The 19,300-nt window shown below is 74.6% G+C and carries 14 protein-coding genes; 11 read left to right on the forward strand and 3 right to left on the reverse strand.

Annotated elements, in window-relative coordinates; genetic code table 11:
- Positions 1 to 148 precede the first annotated feature (148 nt).
- The 5 genes from ABFY07_RS39430 (at position 149) to nudC (ending at position 10,689) form a co-directional block, all read left to right on the forward strand.
- The gene (locus ABFY07_RS39430) at positions 149 to 604 is read left to right on the forward strand and encodes an MGMT family protein (protein ID WP_346179082.1); all 456 of its coding nucleotides are present in this window, start codon (positions 149 to 151) and stop codon (positions 602 to 604) included.
- Positions 605 to 850: 246 nt separating this feature from the next.
- On the forward strand, positions 851 to 4,276 hold the full coding sequence (locus ABFY07_RS39435; protein WP_346179083.1) for an ATP-dependent helicase: 3,426 nt from the start codon (positions 851 to 853) through the stop codon (positions 4,274 to 4,276).
- 87 nt (positions 4,277 to 4,363) lie between these two features.
- On the forward strand, positions 4,364 to 8,206 hold the full coding sequence (locus ABFY07_RS39440; RefSeq protein WP_346179084.1) for an ATP-dependent DNA helicase: 3,843 nt from the start codon (positions 4,364 to 4,366) through the stop codon (positions 8,204 to 8,206).
- A 91-nt stretch (positions 8,207 to 8,297) separates the two neighbouring features.
- Complete coding sequence (locus ABFY07_RS39445; protein WP_346179085.1) at positions 8,298 to 9,701, forward strand: dipeptidase; 1,404 nt, start codon at positions 8,298 to 8,300, stop codon at positions 9,699 to 9,701.
- Between the two features lie 52 nt (positions 9,702 to 9,753).
- On the forward strand, positions 9,754 to 10,689 hold the full coding sequence (nudC, locus tag ABFY07_RS39450) for an NAD(+) diphosphatase (protein WP_346179086.1): 936 nt from the start codon (positions 9,754 to 9,756) through the stop codon (positions 10,687 to 10,689).
- Positions 10,690 to 10,725: 36 nt separating this feature from the next.
- Here nudC and ABFY07_RS39455 read toward each other — a convergent pair whose 3' ends face one another.
- Positions 10,726 to 10,968 (reverse strand): mycoredoxin, encoded by a 243-nt coding sequence (locus tag ABFY07_RS39455; RefSeq protein ID WP_065964186.1) that lies wholly within the window; start codon positions 10,966 to 10,968, stop codon positions 10,726 to 10,728.
- A 207-nt stretch (positions 10,969 to 11,175) separates the two neighbouring features.
- Between ABFY07_RS39455 and ABFY07_RS39460 the strand changes: the two genes are divergently transcribed.
- The 4 genes from ABFY07_RS39460 (at position 11,176) to ABFY07_RS39475 (ending at position 14,658) form a co-directional block, all read left to right on the forward strand.
- Complete coding sequence (locus tag ABFY07_RS39460; RefSeq protein ID WP_346179087.1) at positions 11,176 to 13,461, forward strand: ATP-dependent DNA helicase UvrD2; 2,286 nt, start codon at positions 11,176 to 11,178, stop codon at positions 13,459 to 13,461.
- A 141-nt stretch (positions 13,462 to 13,602) separates the two neighbouring features.
- The gene (locus ABFY07_RS39465) at positions 13,603 to 13,872 is read left to right on the forward strand and encodes a hypothetical protein (RefSeq protein ID WP_346179088.1); all 270 of its coding nucleotides are present in this window, start codon (positions 13,603 to 13,605) and stop codon (positions 13,870 to 13,872) included.
- Between the two features lie 115 nt (positions 13,873 to 13,987).
- The gene (locus tag ABFY07_RS39470; RefSeq protein ID WP_065964194.1) at positions 13,988 to 14,350 is read left to right on the forward strand and encodes a WhiB family transcriptional regulator; all 363 of its coding nucleotides are present in this window, start codon (positions 13,988 to 13,990) and stop codon (positions 14,348 to 14,350) included.
- Positions 14,347 to 14,658, forward strand: a complete 312-nt coding sequence (locus tag ABFY07_RS39475; RefSeq protein WP_346179089.1) for a hypothetical protein — start codon at positions 14,347 to 14,349, stop codon at positions 14,656 to 14,658. The genes ABFY07_RS39470 and ABFY07_RS39475 overlap by 4 nt, the downstream gene beginning before the upstream one ends.
- A gap of 164 nt (positions 14,659 to 14,822) precedes the next feature.
- Here ABFY07_RS39475 and ABFY07_RS39480 read toward each other — a convergent pair whose 3' ends face one another.
- Both ABFY07_RS39480 and ABFY07_RS39485 read right to left on the reverse strand, forming a co-directional pair.
- Entirely contained in the window at positions 14,823 to 16,274 is a 1,452-nt protein-coding gene (locus ABFY07_RS39480; RefSeq protein ID WP_346179090.1) for an ABC1 kinase family protein, read from the reverse strand.
- 75 nt (positions 16,275 to 16,349) lie between these two features.
- Positions 16,350 to 17,558 (reverse strand): ThiF family adenylyltransferase, encoded by a 1,209-nt coding sequence (locus tag ABFY07_RS39485; protein WP_346179093.1) that lies wholly within the window; start codon positions 17,556 to 17,558, stop codon positions 16,350 to 16,352.
- Between the two features lie 289 nt (positions 17,559 to 17,847).
- Between ABFY07_RS39485 and ABFY07_RS39490 the strand changes: the two genes are divergently transcribed.
- Positions 17,848 to 18,516 carry a M48 metallopeptidase family protein gene (locus ABFY07_RS39490; RefSeq protein WP_428837090.1) on the forward strand — a complete coding sequence of 223 codons (669 nt, stop codon included), beginning with the start codon at positions 17,848 to 17,850 and terminating at the stop codon, positions 18,514 to 18,516.
- Positions 18,517 to 18,652: 136 nt separating this feature from the next.
- Positions 18,653 to 19,300 (forward strand): TerD family protein (locus tag ABFY07_RS39495; protein WP_346179091.1); only part of this gene is annotated, 648 nt, incomplete at its 3' end.

A 19,300-nucleotide genomic window follows, 5' to 3' on the forward strand; every position in this document is an offset into this window, starting at 1 on the left:
GGGAGGTGGGCATCAGGGTGCATTTCGGGGACGTGAAATTCGGATCGTACGTCGTGTACGGGTGCCGTGCACGCTCGGTGAGCGGATCGGGGGACGGCCTTGTGGAGCGCCGGCCGGGCTGTCGGAGGGGTGCGGCAGGATGGGCGGGATGAGCCGGATTCCCGATCAGAGCGGTGCGCGCCCCGAGGGCGAGCGGCCGGGCGCCGTGGACCAGCTGCCCGAGTACGCGGAGCGAGTGCTGGAGGTCGCCGAGCTGATTCCGCCCGGCCGGGTGATGACCTACGGGGATGTTGCCGAATGGCTGGACGAGGGCGGCCCGCGGCAGGTGGGCCGCGTCATGGCGCTGTACGGGGGCGCGGTGCCCTGGTGGCGGGTGGTGCGCGCGGACGGGGTGCTGCTGCCGGGCCATGAGCTGCGGGCGCTCGACCACTACCGGGAGGAGGGCACGCCGCTGCGCGAGGCGGGGCGGTCGGCCGAGGGCCATCTGCCGCGGCTCGACATGGCCCGGGCCCGATGGGACGGCCAGGACGGCGGGACCGGCGGGCCAGGCCAGGGCGGCGGGTCCGACGGGCCAGGCCAGGGCGGCGGGTCCGACGGGGGCTGATCTGTGGGGAGGCGGTCCGCCGCACCCCGCGCGGCCGGGCCCGTGCCGAAGGGGCTCATGCCGAAGGGGGCCGCGCTGAAGGGGCTCATGCCGAAGGGGGCCGCGCCGAAGGGGCCCGTCACGAGCGGGCCCATGCCCAGGCGGCGCGGCGCGCCCGCGGCCGTATCCACAGCCATTCGGGTGACGCCCCGCGTCACATGAGAGGCTGTGCCGCACCCAGCACACCCACCAGGACCGGCGATCCACGTGAGCTCCTCCTCCTCGTCCCTTCCGCGCCAGCGGCAGGCCCGGCAGCCGTTCACCCGGCAGCCGTCCCCGGGCCCGTACCGCCTGGTCCGCACCCGGCCGGACCCGGTGGCCGCTCCTGCCCTGGACGCGCGGCAGCGCGCCGTGGTCGACCACCCGGGCGGTCCGCTGCTGGTGCTCGCGGGACCGGGCACGGGCAAGACCACGACGCTCGTGGAGGCCGTGACCGAGCGGGTGCGGGGCGGTGCGGACCCCGAGCGGATCCTCGTGCTCACCTTCAGCCGCAAGGCGGCGGTCGAGCTGCGCGATCGGATGGCGGCACGCCTGGGGGGCGCCCGCGGCCCGCAGGCCACGACCTTCCACTCATTCTGTTATGCCCTGGTTCGCGCCCACCAGGACATGGACATTTTCGCCGATCCGCTGCGTTTGCTGTCGGGCCCCGAGCAGGACGTCGTGGTCCGTGAGCTGCTCGCCGGAGAGGCGGAGCTGGAGCGGGAGGGGCGCGCCGCGGTCCGCTGGCCGGACGAGCTGCGCGCCTGCCTGACCACCCGCGGCTTCGCCGACGAGGTGCGCGCCGTGCTCGCGCGCAGCCGGGAGCTGGGGCTCGACCCGCGGGCGCTGGGGGACTTCGCGGCGCGGCAGGGGCGGCCGGACTGGCGCGCGGCGGCGGCCTTCCTCGCCGAGTACCTGGACGTGCTGGACGCGCAGGGCGTGCTGGACTACGCGGAGCTGGTCCACCGGGCGGTGCTGCTCGCCGAGCGGCCGGAGGTGGCGGCGGAGCTGGCCGCGCGCTACGACGCCGTCTTCGTCGACGAGTACCAGGACACGGACGTCGCCCAGCTGCGGCTGCTGCGCGCGCTGGCGGGCGACGGCAGGACGCTGGTCGCCTTCGGCGACCCGGACCAGTCGATCTACGCCTTCCGCGGCGCCGACGTGGGCGGCATCCTCGAGTTCCCGCGCGCCTTCCGCCGGCGGGACGGCGCACCGGCGCCGGTCGAGGTCCTCACCACCTCCCGCCGCTCAGGCGCCGCCCTCCTCGCGGCCACCCGCCTGATCACCCACCGGATGCCGCTCACCCGCCTCCCGGCGGCCGCCGTGCGCGCCCACCGGGAGCTGTCGGCCGTCCGGGAGGGCGGGCGCGTCGAGGTGTACACGTACCCGACCGCGGGCTCCGAGCTCGACAACATCGCGGACGTCCTGCGCCGCGCCCATCTGGAGGACGGGGTGCCCTGGCGCGAAATGGCCGTCCTGGTGCGCGCCGGCGGCCGCTCGCTCCCCGGCGTGCGCCGCGCGCTGACCTCGGCGGGCGTGCCCGTGGAGGTGGACGGAGACGACATCCCGCTGCGCCACGAGCCCGCCGTGGCGCCCCTCCTGACGGCCCTGCGCGCCGCCGCGACGGCCGCCCTGCGAGCGCCCTCCGGTCGGGAAGCCCCCGGCGCCGGGCCCATCGCCGAGCCCACGGCCGAGACCTCGGCCGACCCCGCTGCCGAGCCCACGGCCGACCCCGGCGCCGACTCCGCCGCCGAACCGGCTGCCGCCGGTGGTGGGGCCGCCGGGCTCGACGTGGAGACCGCGCTGACCCTGCTCGCCTCGCCCCTCGGGGGCATGGACGCCGCCGATCTGCGGCGGCTCGGCCGGGCGCTGCGCGAGGAGGAGCGGGCGGCGGGGCGGGCCGTGCCGCGCCCCTCCGACGTGCTGCTCGCCGAGGCGCTCGCCGAGCCCGAGCGGCTGGTCGCGCACGACCCGTCGTACGCGCGGGGCGCGCAGCGGCTCGGTCTGCTGCTGCGCAAGGCCCGCGAGCTGCTCGCGGGCGGCGGCACCGCCGAGCAGGCGCTGTGGGAGCTGTGGGACGGCACGTCCTGGCCACAGCGGCTGGAGCGGGCCGCCCGGCGCGGCGGGGCCGCCGGGCGCAACGCGGACCGCGACCTGGACGCGGTGTGCGCGCTGTTCGAGACCGCCGCGCGCGCCGAGGAGCGGGTCGGCGGCCGGGGCGCGCTCAACTTCCTCGACGAGATCGACGCGCAGGACATCGCGGCCGACACCCTCTCCCGCCGGGTGGTCAGGCCCGACGCCGTACGGCTGATGACCGCGCACCGCTCCAAGGGCCTGGAGTGGCGGCTGGTCGTGGTGGCGGGGGTGCAGGAGGGGCTGTGGCCGGATCTGCGGCGCCGCGGCTCGCTCCTGGAGGCGGACCGGATCGGCCTGGACGGACTGGCCGAGCCGCTGTCCCCGGGCGCGCTGCTGGCCGAGGAGCGGCGGCTGTTCTACGTCGCGGCGACGCGCGCCAAGGAGCGGCTCGTGGTCACCGCCGTCAAGGCCGCGGCCGATGACGGGGACCAGCCCTCCCGCTTCCTGGGCGAGCTGGGCGTCGAGCCGGTGGACGTCACCCAGCGCCCGCGCCGCCCGCTGTCCGTCGCGGCGCTGGTCGCCGAGTTGCGCGCCACCACCGTCGATCCGGCGGCCTCCGAGGAGCTGCGGGACGCCGCCGCCCGCCGCCTGGCCCGGCTCGCCGCGCTGCGCGACGACGAGGGCCAGCCGCTGGTCCCGGCGGCGCATCCGTACCGCTGGTGGGGCCTGTACGAGCCGACCCACAGTGAGGTCCCGCTGCGCGACCGCGACCGCCCCGTGGCGCTGTCCGGAAGCGCCCTGGACCAGCTCGTCAACACCTGCTCGCTGCAGTGGTTCCTGGGCCGGGAGGTGAAGGCCGACACGCCGTCGACGGCCGCCCAGGGCTTCGGCAACGTGGTCCACGTCCTGGCCGACGAGGTGGCCTCCGGCCGCACCCCGGCCGACCTCGCGGTCCTCATGGAGCGGCTGGACTCCGTATGGGACGCGCTGTCCTTCGACGCGCCCTGGAAGTCGCGGCAGGAGAAGGAGCACGCGCGGGCGGCGCTCGAGCGCTTCCTGCGCTGGCATGTGATGGAGCGCGGCGGCCGCACCCCGGTGGCCACCGAGCACGCCTTCGACGTCACCTTGGAGGCGGACGCCTACCAGGTGCGGATCCGGGGCAGCATGGACCGGGTCGAGGCCGACGGGGACGGCCGCGCCTATGTCGTCGACTTCAAGACCGGCAAGGGCGCCGTGACCCGCGACGCCGTCGCCCACCACCCCCAGCTGGCCGTGTATCAGCTCGCGGTGCGCGAGGGCGCGGTGGACGACCTCTTCCCCGACGGCCGCCCCGAGCCGGGCGGCGCCGAGCTCGTACAGCTGCGCCAGGGCGCCGCCCGCAAGGACGGCGGGGACGCCGTCCCCAAGGTGCAGGCGCAGGAGCCGCTGGAGGGGGACTGGGTGGGCGAGCTGCTGGCCGAGGCGGCCGGGCGCGTCCTCGACGAGCGCTTCTCGCCGAGCGCGGGCGCGCACTGCGACCGCTGCTCCTTCCGGGGCGCGTGCAGCGCCCGGGCCGAGGGGCGGCAGGTCGTCGAGTGACGCGGGCCGGGTGATGTGGCGTTCGCGACACCGGCGCGGACCTCGGTGTTGACGCCGGTGTCAGCGGGCCCGGATAGCCTCACTGGAATGTCCGCCCGCATCACCGACCCCGAGCAGCTCAAGGAGCTCCTCGGCATTCCGTTCACCCCGGAGCAGCTCGCGTGCGTCACCGCGCCGCCCGCCCCGCAGGTGATCGTGGCCGGGGCGGGCTCGGGCAAGACCACGGTGATGGCGGCCCGCGTGGTGTGGCTGGTCGGCACCGGCCAGGTCGCCCCCGAGCAGGTGCTCGGGCTCACCTTCACCAACAAGGCGGCCGGGGAGCTGTCCGAGCGGGTCCGGAAGGCGCTCGTCAAGGCGGGGGTGACCGACCCCGACCCGGCGCCCCCCGCCCCGGCGGCGCCGGGGGCCGCCCCCGCGGGCGGGGCCGTCGCGGACGGAGCCGTGCAGGGAGAGGCCGTGCCGGGCGAGGCCGTCGCCGGTGAGCCGCAGATCTCCACCTACCACGCCTTCGCCGGGCAGCTGCTCAAGGAGCACGGGCTGCGCATCGGCCTGGAGCCGGGCGCCCGGCTGCTCGCGGACGCCACCCGCTTCCAGCTCGCCGCGCGGGTGCTGCGCACCGCCCCCGGGCCCTTCCCTGCGCTCACCCGCCCCTTCGCGGACCTGGTCACCGACCTGCTCGCGCTCGACGCCGAGCTGGCCGAGCACCTGGTCCCCGCCGAGCGGCTGCGCGCGTACGACACCGAGCTGCTGCGCGCCCTGGAGGAGGTGAAGCTGACCAACGCCGAGCTGCGCAAGGTGCCCGAGGCCGCCCGCGCCCGGCTGGAGCTCCTGGGCCTCGTCGAGGCCTACCGCGCCGACAAGCGCGGCCGCGACCTGCTCGACTTCGGTGACCAGATCGCGCTCTCGGCCACCTTGGCCCGCACCCGCCCGGAGGTCGGCCGGATCCTGCGCGAGCAGTACGCGGTCGTCCTCCTGGACGAGTACCAGGACACCTCGGTCGCCCAGCGGCTGCTGCTCTCCGGCCTCTTCGGCGGCGGCACGGGCCATGCCGTCACCGCCGTCGGCGACCCCTGCCAGGCCATCTACGGCTGGCGCGGCGCCTCCGTGGCCAACCTGGACGACTTCCCCCAGCACTTCCCGCACGCCGACGGCAGCCCGGCGCGCCGCTTCGCGCTCAGCGAGAACCGGCGCAGCGGCGGCCGTCTCCTGGACCTCGCCAACGGGCTCGCCGCCCCCCTGCGCGCCATGCACGAGGGCGTCGAGGCGCTGCGCCCCGCCCCCGGCGCGGAGCGGGACGGCGTGGTGCGCTGCGCCCTGCTGCCCACCCACGCCGAGGAGCTGGCCTGGCTCGCCGACTCCATCGCCCACCTGGTGCGCACCGGCACCCCGCCCGGCGAGATCGCGGTGCTGTGCCGTACGGCCGGTGACTTCGCCCGGATCCAGAGCGCCCTGGTGGAGCGGGAGGTCCCGGTGGAGGTCGTCGGCCTCTCCGGGCTGCTGCACCTGCCGGAGGTCGCCGACCTGGTGGCCGTCTGCGAGGTGCTCCAGGACCCCGGCGCCAACGCGGCCCTGGTGCGCCTGCTGACCGGCCCCCGCTGGCGGATCGGCCCCCGCGACCTGGCGCTGCTCGGCCGCCGCGCCCGCGCCCTCGTACGCTCCTCGGCGGGGCCGGCGGCGGGCGAGGACCCCGACCGCCGTCTCGCCGAGGCCGTCGAGGGCGTGGACCCGGCCGAGGTCGTCTCGCTCGCCGACGCCCTGGACACCTTCCTCACCCCCGACGGCCCGGACGACGGGCTGCCGTTCTCGGCCGAGGCCCGGGTCCGCTTCGCCCGGCTCGCCGCCGAACTGCGCGACCTGCGCCGCTCGCTGGCCGACCCGCTCATGGACGTGCTCCACCGCGTGCTGGCCACCACCGGCCTGGAAGTCGAGCTGTCCGCCTCGCCCCAGGCCCTCGCCGCCCGCCGCCGCGAGACCCTCGGCAACTTCCTCGATGTCGCCGCCGGCTTCGCGGCCCTGGACGGCGAGGCCACCCTGCTGGCGTTCCTCGGCTTCCTGCGCACGGCCGCGCAGTACGAGAAGGGGCTCGACAACTCCCTCCCCGGCGGGGAGAACACGGTCAAGGTGCTCACCGCCCACAAGTCCAAGGGTCTCGAGTGGGACGTGGTCGCGGTGCCCGGCCTCGTCGACAAGCAGTTCCCGAGCGACCAGGCCCGCGAGTCGTGGACGGCGAACGCCCGGGTGCTGCCGCACGCGCTGCGCGGCGACGCGGAGACCCTGCCGGAGATCGGCGACTGGAGCGCCAAGGGGCTGGCCGCCTTCAAGGAGGCCATGAAGGCCCATCAGCGGACCGAGGAACTGCGGCTCGGCTATGTGACCTTCACCCGCCCCCGCTCCCTGCTGCTCGGCTCCGGCCACTGGTGGGGGCCCACCCAGAAGAAGCCGCGCGGCCCTTCGGCCTTCCTGGAGGCCTTGCGCGAGCACTGTGAGGCGGGCCACGGCGAGGTGGAGGCGTGGGCCCCGCCGCCGGAGGAGGACGAGCGGAACCCGGCCCTGGAGGCCGCGGCCGCCGACCGCGCCTGGCCGCTGCCCCTGGACCCGGACGCCCTGGCCCGCCGCCGCCGCGCGGCGGACGTGGTACTCGCCCACCTGGACCGGCTGGAGGCGGCGGGCAGCGAGGCGCCCCCGCCCCCCGCGCCCGCCACACCCGACGCGCCCCCCGCGCGCACCATGCCCCCCGCGCCCGCCGCAGCGCGCCCGCGCGGCGGCCCCGCCGCGCACGACGAGGGCCATCCCTCGGCGGACGGGGCGCCCGAGGCCGGGACCGCCCCCGGGGACGACCCGCTCCGGCCCGAGCCGCCCGACGAGGCGTACGACGACCCGTACGCGGATCCGTACGGCGACCCGTCTGACGAGCCGTACGCGGACCCCTACGCCGATGAGACGCACCCCGAGGACCCGTACGTCGACGACGCGTACGCGGAACCGTACGCGGACCCCTACGCCGATGAGACGCACCCCGACGACCCGTACGCCGACGACGCCTACGCCGACGACGCCTACGACCCCGCCGGGCCCGAGCCGCCGGAAACCCGCGAGGGCCCCGCCGGCGAGGCCCTCGCGCCCGAGGAGGCGCGGCTGGTCGCCTCCTGGGACCGGGACCTGGACGCGCTCGCCGGAGAGCTGCGGCGCGCCCGCGCCACGGTCCACGACGTGCCGATGCCGTACACCCTCACCGCCTCGCAGCTGATGCGCCTCGCCGCCGACCCCGAGGGCTTCGCACGGGAACTGGCCCGCCCCATGCCGCGCCCGCCGCGCCCCGCCGCGCGCCGCGGCACCCGCTTCCACGCCTGGGTCGAGTCGCGCTTCGAGGCGCTGCCGCTCCCGTTCCTGGGCCCGGACGAGCTGCCGGGCGGCGAGGACGACGAGGCGGAGATCGTGGACGAGCGGGACCTGGCGGAGCTCAAGGAGGCGTTCGCGCGCACCCCGTACGCGCATCGCACCCCCTACCGCGTCGAAGCGCCGTTCCAGCTGGCCCTGGCGGGCCGGACGATCCGGGGCCGGATCGACGCGGTGTACCGCGAGGAGCGGGCCGAGGGGGGCGGGGAGGGCGTGCGGTACGAGATCGTCGACTGGAAGACCGGCCGGTCGCAGGACGCCGATCCGCTACAGCTGGCGATCTACCGCCTGGCCTGGGCCGAACAGCACGGTCTGCCCCTGTCGGCCGTCTCGGCGGCCTTCCTCTATGTGCGCAGCGGCGAGGTCGTCCGCCCGGCCGGCCTGCCGGGCCGGGCCGAACTCGAGCGCATCCTGCTCGGCGAGCCCGATCCGGAGCCCGCCGATGCGGAGTCGGCTGATCCGGACCCCGCCGATCCGGAGTCCGTCGATCCAGAGCCCGCCGGTGATCACACCCGGACACGGAGCGGACCCTGAGCGAAAACACCGTGACCGGGAACACACAACGGCGGTGGGCGCCCGCGGACCCCGGCCCTGGCACCCTTCCGGGCCGGATAGGCTCAAGTCCATGAGCAACACCCCGGACCCGGACATCGCCGTCCGCGCCTATGTGGACGGTCACCGCGCCGCGTTCCTCGACGACCTCGCCGAGTGGCTGCGCATCCCGTCCGTGTCGGCCGACCCCGCCCGCGCCGACGACGTCCGGCGCAGCGCGGAGTGGCTGGCGGCGAGCCTGACCGCCACGGGCTTCCCGGTGGTCGAGGTCTGGCCGACGGCCGGGGCGCCGGCCGTCTTCGCCGAGTGGCCGTCCGGGGACCCGGACGCCGCGACGGTGCTGGTCTACGGGCACCACGACGTCCAGCCCGCCGCCCGCGAGGACGGCTGGCACACCGACCCCTTCGAGCCGACGATCAAGGACGGCAGGCTGTACGCGCGCGGCGCGGCCGACGACAAGGGGCAGGTGTTCTTCCACACCCTGGGCGTCCGGGCCCACCTCGCGGCGACCGGCCGTACCGCTCCCGCGGTCAATCTGAAGCTGATCGTCGAGGGCGAGGAGGAGTCCGGCTCACCGCACTTCACCGAGCTGATCCGGGCCCGCGCCGACCGGCTGGCCTGCGACACCGTGATCGTCTCCGACACCGGGATGTGGTCCGAGGACACCCCGACGGTCTGCACCGGCATGCGCGGGCTCGCGGAGTGCCAGATCGACCTCTACGGGCCGGACCAGGACATCCACTCCGGCTCCTTCGGCGGCGCGGTCCCCAACCCTGCCACCGAGGCCGCCCGGCTGGCCGCCGCCCTGCACGACCCCGACCGCCGCGTCGCGATCCCCGGCTTCTACGACGGCGTCGTGGAGCTGACCGACCGCGAGCGCGAGCTGTTCGCCGAGCTGCCCTTCGACGAGGACGCCTGGCTGCGCTCCGCGCACTCGCACGCCACGCTCGGCGAGGCGGGCTTCACCACCCTGGAGCGGATCTGGGCCCGCCCGACCGCGGAGGTCAACGGGATCGGCGGGGGCTACCAGGGGCCGGGCGGCAAGACGATCGTGCCGTCGTACGCCCAGCTGAAGCTCTCCTTCCGGCTGGTGGCCGGCCAGGACGCGGACCGGGTCCAGTCGGCGGTGCGGGAGTGGGTCGCGGCCAGGCTCCCGTCGGGCATCCGCCACGAGATCACCTTCAGTGGCGCGACCCGCCCCTGTCTGACCCCCCTCGACCACCCCGCGCTCCAGTCGCTGGCGCGGGCCATGGAGCGGGCGTTCGGCACGAAGATCCGCTTCACCCGGGAGGGCGGCTCGGGCCCGGCCGCCGACCTCCAGGACGTGCTCGGCGTGCCGGTGCTCTTCCTGGGCATCTCGGTGCCCTCCGACGGCTGGCACGCGCCGAACGAGAAGGTCGAGCTCGACCTCCTCCTCAAGGGCGCCGAGACGGCCGCCTACCTGTGGGGCGATCTCGCGGAGCAGCGGCCCGTATAGCGCGCACGATGTATATAAACCACCCGTTCCTCAGGGGGAGTTGGAAGCTGCCGTGACCACCCGGACCGATCGCACCGCCGCCCAGCCGATCACGCTCAGCGGCGCGAGCGGCATCGACCGCGCCGCGCACCACCGCTTGGACGAGGCGTGGCTGGCCGCGGCGTGGAGCCACCCGACGACGCGGGTCTTCGTGGTCTCCGGCGGCCAGGCCCTGGTCGACGACACGCCGGACGGGCGCACCGAACTCGTCATGACCCCGTCCTTCGAGGCCCCGCCCACCGAGACCCACCGCTACTTCCTGGGCATAGACGAGGACGGGGTCCGCTACTTCGCGCTGCAGAAGGACGCGCTCCCGGGCCGGATCGACCAGTCGGCCCGCCCGGCGGGGCTGCGGGAGGCGGGCGCGCTGCTGTCGGCGCGGGACGCCGGGCTGCTGGTCCACGCGGTGGCGCTGGAGAACTGGCAGCGGCTGCACCGGTTCTGCTCGCGCTGCGGCGAGCGCACGGTGATCGCGGCGGCGGGACACATCCGCCGCTGCCCGGCCTGCGGGGCCGAGCACTACCCGCGGACCGACCCGGCCGTGATCATGCTGGTGACCGACGACCAGGACAGGGCTCTGCTGGGCCGCCAGATGCACTGGCCCGAGGGGCGCTTCTCGACGCTCGCGGGCTTCGTCGAGCCGGGCGAGTCGATCGAGCAGGCCGTGGTCCGCGAGGTGGCGGAGGAGGCGGGCGTCACGGTCGGGGAGGTCGAGTACGTGGCCAGCCAGCCCTGGCCGTTCCCCTCCAGCCTGATGCTGGGCTTCATGGCGCGCGCCATCTCCTCCCACATCCAGGTGGACGGGGAGGAGATCCACGAGGCGCGCTGGTTCTCGCGGGAAGACCTGCGGGCCGCGTTCAAGTCCGGGGAGGTGCTCCCTCCCTCCGGCATCTCGATCGCGGCCCGGCTGATAGAGCTCTGGTACGGCGAACCGCTGCCCCGCTCCTGAGCCCGGGGGCGGCGCCGGCCCGGGCGGGGCTCGGGCTCAGGCGCCGATCTTCGCCTTGACCTGGGCGAGGGAGGGGTTGGTCAGGGTCGAGCCGTCGGGGAAGAGCACGGTCGGCACGGTCTGGTTGCCTCCGTTCGCCTTCTCGACGAAGGCGGCCGACTCCGGGTCCTGCTCGATGTTGACCTCGGTGTACGCGATTCCCTCGCGGTCCATCTGGCTCTTCAGGCGGCGGCAGTAGCCGCACCAGGTGGTGCTGTACATCGTCACAGTGCCGGACATCGGTCTTACGCTCCTTGAGGCTCGGCGTGATGGCAGTGGTGGAACGTCTGCCCGCACCGGCGCATTCCCGCTTCCCGCGCCGGCAGGCCGATGAGAGCCGAGGAGAAGGGGCCGGATGAGAAGTCCGACAATCGGATGGGATGAGCGCACGGGCGCGGCTGTGGACAACCGCCCCGGCCGTCTCAGCGGACCTGGCAGCATGGCGGGGTGACAGCAGCAACGCCCTTCCCTCTCTTCCCGCGGGTCTCCACACCGGCCGAGTACGCGGCGGTCCCGCGCGACGCCGACGCGGTGCTCGAAGGGCTCGACCCCGAGCAGCGCGAGGTGGCCACGGCCCTCCACGGTCCGGTGTGCGTGCTGGCCGGAGCCGGGACCGGCAAGACCCGCGCCATCACCCACCGGATCGCCTACGGGGTGCGCGCGGGGGTCTTCCAGCCCGCGAGTGTGCTCGCCGTCACCTTCACCAACCGCGCGGCGGGGGAGATGCGCGGGCGGCTGCGGCAGCTGGGCGCGGGCGGGGTGCAGGCGCGCACCTTCCACTCGGCCGCGCTGCGCCAGTTGCAGTACTTCTGGCCCAAGGCGGTGGGCGGCGAGGTGCCGCGCCTGGTCGAGCGCAAGGCGCAGCTGGTCGCCGAGGCCGCGGCGCGCTGCCGGGTCCGGCTGGACCGCAATGAGCTGCGCGATGTGACGGGTGAGATCGAGTGGTCGAAGGTCACCCAGACCGTGCCCGAGGACTATCCGGCCGCGGCCGCCAAGTCCGGCCGGGAGGCCCCGCGGGACGCCGCCGAGATCGCCCGGATCTACGCCGGGTACGAGCAGCTCAAGCGTGAGCGTGGAGTGATCGACTTCGAGGATGTGCTGCTGCTGACGGTCGGGGTGCTCGAAGAGCGGCATGACATCGCCGACCAGGTGCGCCGGCAGTACCAGCACTTCGTGGTCGACGAGTACCAGGACGTCAGCCCGCTGCAGCAGCGGCTGCTCGAGCTGTGGCTCGGCGACCGGGAGAGCCTGTGCGTGGTCGGCGACGCCAGCCAGACCATCTACTCCTTCACCGGAGCCACCCCGGACCACCTGCTGAACTTCCGCACCCGGCACCCGGGAGCCACGGTCGTCAAGCTGGTCCGCGACTACCGCTCCACCCCCCAGGTCGTGCACCTGGCCAACGGGGTGCTGGCCCAGGCTCGCGGCCGGGCGGCCGAGCACCGCCTGGAGCTGGTCTCGCAGCGCGAACCGGGCCCCGACCCGGTCTACGCGGCATACGCGGACGAGCCGGCCGAGGCGGAGGGCGTGGCCCGCCGGATCCGCGAGCTGATCACCCCCGTGGAGCAGGGCGGCGGAGGGGTCCCGCCGAGCGAGGTCGCGATCCTCTACCGGATCAACGCGCAGTCGGAGGTCTATGAGCAGGCGCTGGCCGACGCGCAGGTGCCCTACCAGCTGCGCGGCGCCGAGCGGTTCTTCGAGCGCCCCGAGGTGCGCGAGGCGGGGCTGCTGCTGCGCGGCGCGGCCCGCGCCGGAAGCGCCGACCCCGCGCTGGCGGACGCGGACGTCCCCGCCCAGGTGCGGGCCGTGCTCTCCACCCGTGGCTGGACGCCCGAGCCCCCGGCGGGGTCGGGGGCGGTGCGCGACCGCTGGGAGTCCCTCGCGGCGCTGGCACGGCTCGCCGAGCAGTTCTGCGCGGGCCGGCTCGCGGCGGGTCGGCAGGTCACCCTCGCGGATCTGGTGGCGGAGCTCGACGAGCGGGCGGCGGCCCAGCACGCCCCGACCGTCGAGGGTGTGACGCTCGCCTCGCTGCACGCCGCCAAGGGCCTGGAGTGGGACGCGGTCTTCCTGGTCGGGCTCACCGAGGGCATGGTGCCCATCACCTACGCCAAGACCGACCCCCAGGTGGAGGAGGAGCGCCGGCTGCTCTATGTAGGGGTGACCCGCGCCCGCCGCCATCTGTCCCTCTCCTGGGCGCTCTCGCGTTCTCCCGGAGGCCGGCCGAACCGCCGCCCCAGCCGCTTTCTGAACGGGCTGCGTCCCGGCTCCGCGGCCTCCGTCGTCCGCACGCCGGGCGGGGGCGGCGGCATCGAGCGCGGCGGCGCGAGTGGCCCGGTGCGCAAGCGGCGTGGCCCGGTCCACTGCAGGGTGTGCGGCAGGACGCTGACCGACGCGGGCGAGATGAAGCTGATGCGCTGCGAGGACTGCCCCTCGGAGCTGGACGAGGCGCTGTACGAGCGGCTGCGCGAGTGGCGGGCCGAGCAGGCCGGGCAGCTCGGCCAGCCGGCCTACTGCGTCTTCACCGACAAGACGCTGCTGGCGATCGCCGAGGCCGTGCCGGGAACCGAAGGGGAGCTGGCGGGCATCCCTGGAGTGGGGAGGCGGAAGCTCGACAAGTTCGGTGCCGACGTCCTCGCGCTCTGCTCCGGGCGGGAACTCACCCGTACGGAGGGCGCCGATCAGGACGGTGGAAGCGGTCCTGAAGAACCCGCGCGAAACTCGACGGAAAAATAGTTTGCGCGCGCGGAGCGCATACCCATAGCCTTCCGAGCACGGAGACAACGGCCCTTCCGGGATCCGAGGAATCCGTGTTGTACTAACTAGCCCGGACCGGTTTCGACCGGCCCCCTGAGACGCCGAGAGGAGGCGAGCCCAATGATCAGCTTCATGAACACCATCAAAATGACCGATCGTTCGGTCCTCGCCACCTGCCCGCTCGGCTTCGAGCTGCGTGGCACCGGTGTGTCCACCGGCGCCAATGAGGCGCGTCTCAGCGAGCGACCGATCCAGGCACCTGCGGTAGCAGCGACCGCGCGGGCGATTGCCTATGCGTTTGCGGCCAATGGTGCCGGATCCCGGACGACGCAGCAGCACCACCAGAAGTGGGCCCTCCGCGGGCTTGGACCCTGGAGTTATCCAGCCTGATCCAGGATCAGGTCGGCACCCTCCAGGGCCGCGGAACCCACATCGGGATCCGCGGCCCTTTTGATTTGCCAGCGCCCGGCCACCGCCGGACCGAAAAGACGAGGAACAGACGACCGTGCAACTCAAGGCACACACCCCGTCCGTAGCCACCGACCTGATCCCCCCGCCTGACCCCTCGGAGGACTCCTTGAGCCCGCTCACCGCCCTCACCGAACTGGATGAGGCCATCGACAACCTCGGTGTGGCCGTGCCGTGCCGCTCCTACGACCCGGAGGTCTTCTTCGCCGAGTCGCCGGCCGACGTCGAGTACGCCAAGTCGCTCTGCCAGACCTGCCCGCTGCGCGAGGCCTGTCTCGCCGGGGCCAAGGACCGCCGTGAGCCCTGGGGCGTCTGGGGTGGCGAGCTCTTCATCCAGGGTGTGGTCGTCGCCCGGAAGCGGCCGCGTGGTCGTCCGCGCAAGAACCCGGTTGTGGCATGAACACCCCCGGAACGATCGATCGCCCAGCGACGCACGACCCGATGAAGCAGGTCCCGACGATGACCCCATCCGTCTCCGAGAACCCAGCCCGCGACACCTCCGGTGCGACCGAGTCGCGCCAGAACAGGACCCGTGAAATGCAACTCATCCCAGAAGCCCTGGCCCGTGCGCATATGAACGAACGACTCCACGAGGCCGAGTCTCAACGCAGGGCCCTCCGGCTGGCCGCCGCCCGGCGGATGCAGCGCCGCGCGGAGCGCGCCTCGCTCCGCGCCCGCCGCGCCCTGGCCATGGCGGTCATGCAGTGACAGCCGTCACGTGGTGACGGCGGCCCCGCGATGACGACGGTCGCGGGGTGACAGCCGTCACGCCGTGACAGTCGTCACGCGGTAAAGGACAGCAAGAGGGAAACACCGGGGGCCGGCCCGAAGGGGCCGGCCCCCTTCGGCTGCCCGCCGCGGGAGGCCGCCCCTCAGGCAGATGCTTCGGCCGCCTTCTCGGGCTTCCCGTCGGCCGCCTCCACCGCCGCCTCTTCCGCCTCTACCGCTGCCTCTTCCGCCTCGTCCACCTCTGCTGCCTCATCTTCCGGCTCGAGGAAGCCGGGCACCCAGTCCTCGAGTTCATCGCGCAGCCGCACCTCCGCACCCAACTGGCACAGCACCCCTATCGTGCTCAGGCACACGCGGTGGATGAGCAGATAGGCGGGCGGCAGATTGAGCTGATTGCCCAGCTCGTAGACCGGCGAGCGGCGATCCGCCACCCGCGCCGCCTGGCGCCGCAGCCACTGCCGGTCGAACGTGAACTCCTCCACCTGGGCCGGCTCCAGCATCGGCAGCAGGAAGTCCAGCAGCGCTTCCGGATCGAGCTCGATGGTCGGCTTCACGAACCCCTCGCCGCGCAACAGCTCATAGACCCCCTCGGCGTCCCCACCCAGCGCCATCCGCAGCGCGATGCCGATGGGCTCGGGGAGCCCGTCCGGGAGGCGGTCCACCGAACCGAAGTCCAGGACCCCCAGCTTCCACTTCTCCGGCGGCCCGTCCGGGGCGTCGCCGGTCAGCAGCCGGAAGTTGCCCGGGTGCGGGTCGGCGTGCAGCAGCCCGGTGCGGGAGGCGCCCGAGAACAGGAAGCGCGCGAGCAGCTGTCCGGCCCGGTCCCGCTGCTCGGGCCCGCCCTCGGCTATCACCTCGGAGAGCGGTATCCCGTCCAGCCATTCCGTGATCAGCACCTGATCGCTCTGGTGCACCACCTGCGGGACCACCACGTCCGGATCGTTGGCGTACTCCTCCGCGTGGATGCGCTGGGCCTCGGCCTCCAGCTCGTAGTCCAGCTCCTCCGACACCCGGTCGCGCAGCTCGGCGATCAGCGGCTTGACGTCAAGGCCCGGCACCAGCGGCCCCAATACCCGGGCAAACCGACTCAACTGGTTCAGGTCGGAGATCAGTGCCTCGCCCGCGCCCGGGTACTGCACCTTGACGGCGACACCGCGCCCGTCGTGCCACACCGCCCGGTGCACCTGCCCGATCGAGGCGGACGCCGCGGGCTTGTCGTCGAACTCGACGAACAGCTCCCGCCAGTCCGCCCCCAGCCGCTGCTCCAGCGCCGCGTGTACCGTGCGGGTCGGCATGGGCGGAGCCGCTTCCTGGAGCTTGGTCAGCGCGGCCCGATACGGCTTGGCGATCTCTTCCGGCAGCGCCGACTCGAAGACCGACATGGCCTGTCCGAGCTTCATCGCCCCGCCCTTGAGCTCGCCGAGCACCTTGAACATCTGCTCGGCGGTGCGCTGCTGCACCTCACGCGCGACGATCTCGGCCGGTCGCCCCCCTATCCGCTTCCCGAGCCCCCAGGTGGCGCGCCCGGCGAATCCCAAGGGCAGCGTCGCCAGCTTGGCGGTACGGGTGATCGCCTTGCGCGGCAGATCGGACATGCGCCCCTCCAACTACAGCTGAGCCATTCCCGGGGGTGACCCCCGGACCCCCGTCGCCCACTTGGCGGACGTCGGTCACCCGGCCATTGTGGCGTGCGGCGCTTCGACAACCGAGGCATATACCGCATCAGTCCGCCCGGCCGCTCCGCAGCGGCATGCCGGATGGGGCTCGATCCGCCGCGTCTCCCAGGCGAGAGACGGCAGCGCCGCCTCCAGCCGGGCTCCGGCGCTGGGCGGCAGCCGTCCGTCCAGATATCCCAGCGCATGCGCGGCCGTGACCCCCGCGACCACCGTGGCCAAGGCGGTGTCGCAGGCCCAGCCGGCCCGGCGGCGGCCGGACCGCCACTGCGCGAGCATCCTGGGCCAGGTCGGCTCCCGCTCGGCGCGCCCCGCGGCGGCGCATCCCGCGCACGGGGTGATCCCCGGCAGCACCAGCGGACCCAGCACGCCCGTGGCCTCCAGGACCCCCGCGTACAGATGAGGCGTGCCCGAGGCCAGCAGCGGCTCGGCCTCCTCCGGGTCCGGCGCGTAGGCCGCGAGTCCGTCGCGCGGGGCGATCACCACCAGGGTCAGCCCCGGCTCCCCGGAGGACCCCGAACCGGACCGCGCGGACCCCGACACGAACCCCGCGGACGGCGCGGACCCCGAACCGGACCCCGCGGCCTCCGCCGCCGGCCGGCGCGGCCGCGGGCCCGGCGCGGACCGCCGCACCAGCCCGCGCGCCGCCGCGTCCCGACGCTCCCCGATCCGCTCGGCCGGCAGCCCGCCCGGCATCACATCCCACGGCTCGACACGGCCGCCGTCCACCACATCGACCTGACCTACCCCCGAGGCCGACAGCAGCGCCGCCACCGCCGCCCCGACCCGGCCCGCGCCCCTCACCTGCACGCGCATCGCGCCGCGCGCCGCCAACAGCCGCGCCGCGGCCCCCGGCTCGGGACACAGCACCGACAGCGCCGCCAGATCGGGCCGCAGCCGGTCGAGGGCCGCGCCACGGCCCCAGGCGGCGGCCGCCCGCTCGGCGCCCTCCACCGGGTCGTCGAGCAGCCCGGCCGCCGTCAGCCGGTCCACCAGAGCGTCGGCCCGCCCCTCGGGCAATCCCAGGGCCCTGGCCTCCCGGCGGAGCAGCGGCATACCGCGCGTGCCGTCCAGCAGCTCCAGAAAGCTGCCCGTCGCCGTGTCCACCGGCCCCAGCACCACCGCATGGGCCCGGGCCACCCCGAACTGCACGGTGTCCCGGCTCCGCCAGCCGCGCCGCAGCGCGGGCTTGAGCATCGGATGCATCGCCACCCCCGTCATCGAGCCACCCCCGTCATCGAGCCACCCCGTCATGGATCCCCCTGTCCCCTCCGGCTCCCTGCCGGTTTTGGCGCGCCGGACCGATCCCGGTCCCGGCGCCCTGGCCGGTCCCAGCGCCGAACTGACCCCAGCATGCGCGCCCCGCCACGCCGCCGCCGAAAGTTGTCCACAGGCGGCGGCGATAGTCGTACAAGCGGCGACCACCGGGGAGTGTTCGCCCCGTGCCCCGGTGCGCGGCAGGACTTCCCCGGGTGCGAGCGGGTAACGTCAAGGCGTGTCCGCCGACCGTTCCGCCAGCCTCGCCGGGGAGACCCCGCCCCACAGCGCCGCCAGGCCCCCGCAGGGCGCCGCCAGACCCCCGCGCGGCGTCCAGGGCCCGCTGGGCCGGGGCCCGGGCGCGGTCGAGGTCCGTCGGAGCACGCGGCGCCGCAGGACGGTCTCGGCCTACCGCGAGGGGGACCGCACCATCGTCCTGATCCCCGCCCGGATGTCCGAGGCGGAGGAGCAGCGCTGGGTGCGGGTCATGCTCGACAAGCTCGCCGCGCAGGAGAGCAAGCGGATGCTCGGCGACGGGGAGCTCGCGGCCCGCGCCGAGTGGCTGTCCGAGCAGTACCTGGGCGGCCGGGCCCGCCCCGTCAGCGTCCGCTGGGTCACCAACCAGAACACCCGCTGGGGGTCGTGCACCCCGTCCGAGGGCAGCATCCGGCTCTCGCACCGGCTGCAGGGGATGCCGGAGTACGTGGTGGACTACGTCCTCGTTCACGAGCTCGCCCATCTGCTGGTGCCCGGTCACGGCCCGCGCTTCTGGCGGCTCCTCGAGTCGTACCCGCGGACCGAGCGGGCCCGGGGGTACCTGGAGGGCGTGGTGGCCGCCGCACGGCTGCCGCACCTCTCCCCGGCCCCGGCCGAGCAGACACCGGCCGAGCAGACACCGGCCGAGTAGACACCGGCCGAGCAGGCCCGGCCGGGCGGACACCGGAACCACACCCCGCTCCCCGGCGTCGCTCCTTCTCAGCGGCAGCGGTTAGCCTGGCGCGCAATGCATTCTCCGCTATCGGGATGGGGGACGGTCGTTACGTATGGCCAGGGAATTCCAACGCGGCCACAAGGCCAAGCTCAGTGATCTGACGGCGGGGAGGGACCTGTACGTCGGCGTGCAGATCGCCGGGCCCGGGCTGACCTTCGACATCAGCTGCTTCGGCCTCGACGCGGACGAGCGGCTCTCCGACGACCGCTATTTCATCTTCTTCAACCAGCCCAAGTCCCCCGAGGAAGCGATCCAGCAGCTCGGCCCGCAGGCCGGGGACACCGAGTCGTTCCGCGTCACCCTCGACAGCATCCCGTCCCACATCCACAAGCTCTCCTTCACGGCCACCATCGACGGCGCGGGCCAGATGTCCCAGGTCGGCCCCGGCTACATCCGGGTCGTCGCGGGCGGCGAGGAGGTCGTCCGGTACTCCTTCACCGGGGCGGAGTTCAGCACCGAGCGCGCCGTGATGCTCGGCGACTTCTACCTCAAGGACGTGTGGCGGTTCGCCGCGGTCGGCCAGGGCTTCGACGGCGGCCTGGAGGCGCTGCTCAGGAACTTCGGCGGGGAGGTCGCGGAGGAGGAGCCCGCCCCGGCCCCGGCCCAGGGCGCGGCCCCCGGTTTCGCGCCGCCCGGCCAGGCCGCCGCCGCGCCGGGCTTCGCGCCCCCGGCGGGCGCGGCCCCGGCCCCCGCCGCGACG

This window comes from Streptomyces sparsogenes subsp. cuspidosporus (assembly GCF_039532705.1).
Classification (GTDB): domain Bacteria; phylum Actinomycetota; class Actinomycetes; order Streptomycetales; family Streptomycetaceae; genus Streptomyces; species Streptomyces sparsogenes.

Bases quoted from the DNA above. Each gene is read 5' to 3' on its own strand.
- ABFY07_RS39430 (WP_346179082.1), top strand. From the start codon at position 149: ATGAGCCGGATTCCCGATCAGAGCGGTGCGCGCCCCGAGGGCGAGCGG.
- ABFY07_RS39440 (WP_346179084.1), top strand. From the start codon at position 4,364: ATGTCCGCCCGCATCACCGACCCCGAGCAGCTCAAGGAGCTCCTCGGC.
- ABFY07_RS39445 (WP_346179085.1), top strand. From the start codon at position 8,298: ATGAGCAACACCCCGGACCCGGACATCGCCGTCCGCGCCTATGTGGAC.
- ABFY07_RS39455 (WP_065964186.1), bottom strand. From the start codon at position 10,968: ATGTCCGGCACTGTGACGATGTACAGCACCACCTGGTGCGGCTACTGC.
- ABFY07_RS39465 (WP_346179088.1), top strand. From the start codon at position 13,603: ATGATCAGCTTCATGAACACCATCAAAATGACCGATCGTTCGGTCCTC.
- ABFY07_RS39475 (WP_346179089.1), top strand. From the start codon at position 14,347: ATGAACACCCCCGGAACGATCGATCGCCCAGCGACGCACGACCCGATG.
- ABFY07_RS39480 (WP_346179090.1), bottom strand. From the start codon at position 16,274: ATGTCCGATCTGCCGCGCAAGGCGATCACCCGTACCGCCAAGCTGGCG.
- ABFY07_RS39485 (WP_346179093.1), bottom strand. From the start codon at position 17,558: ATGCATCCGATGCTCAAGCCCGCGCTGCGGCGCGGCTGGCGGAGCCGG.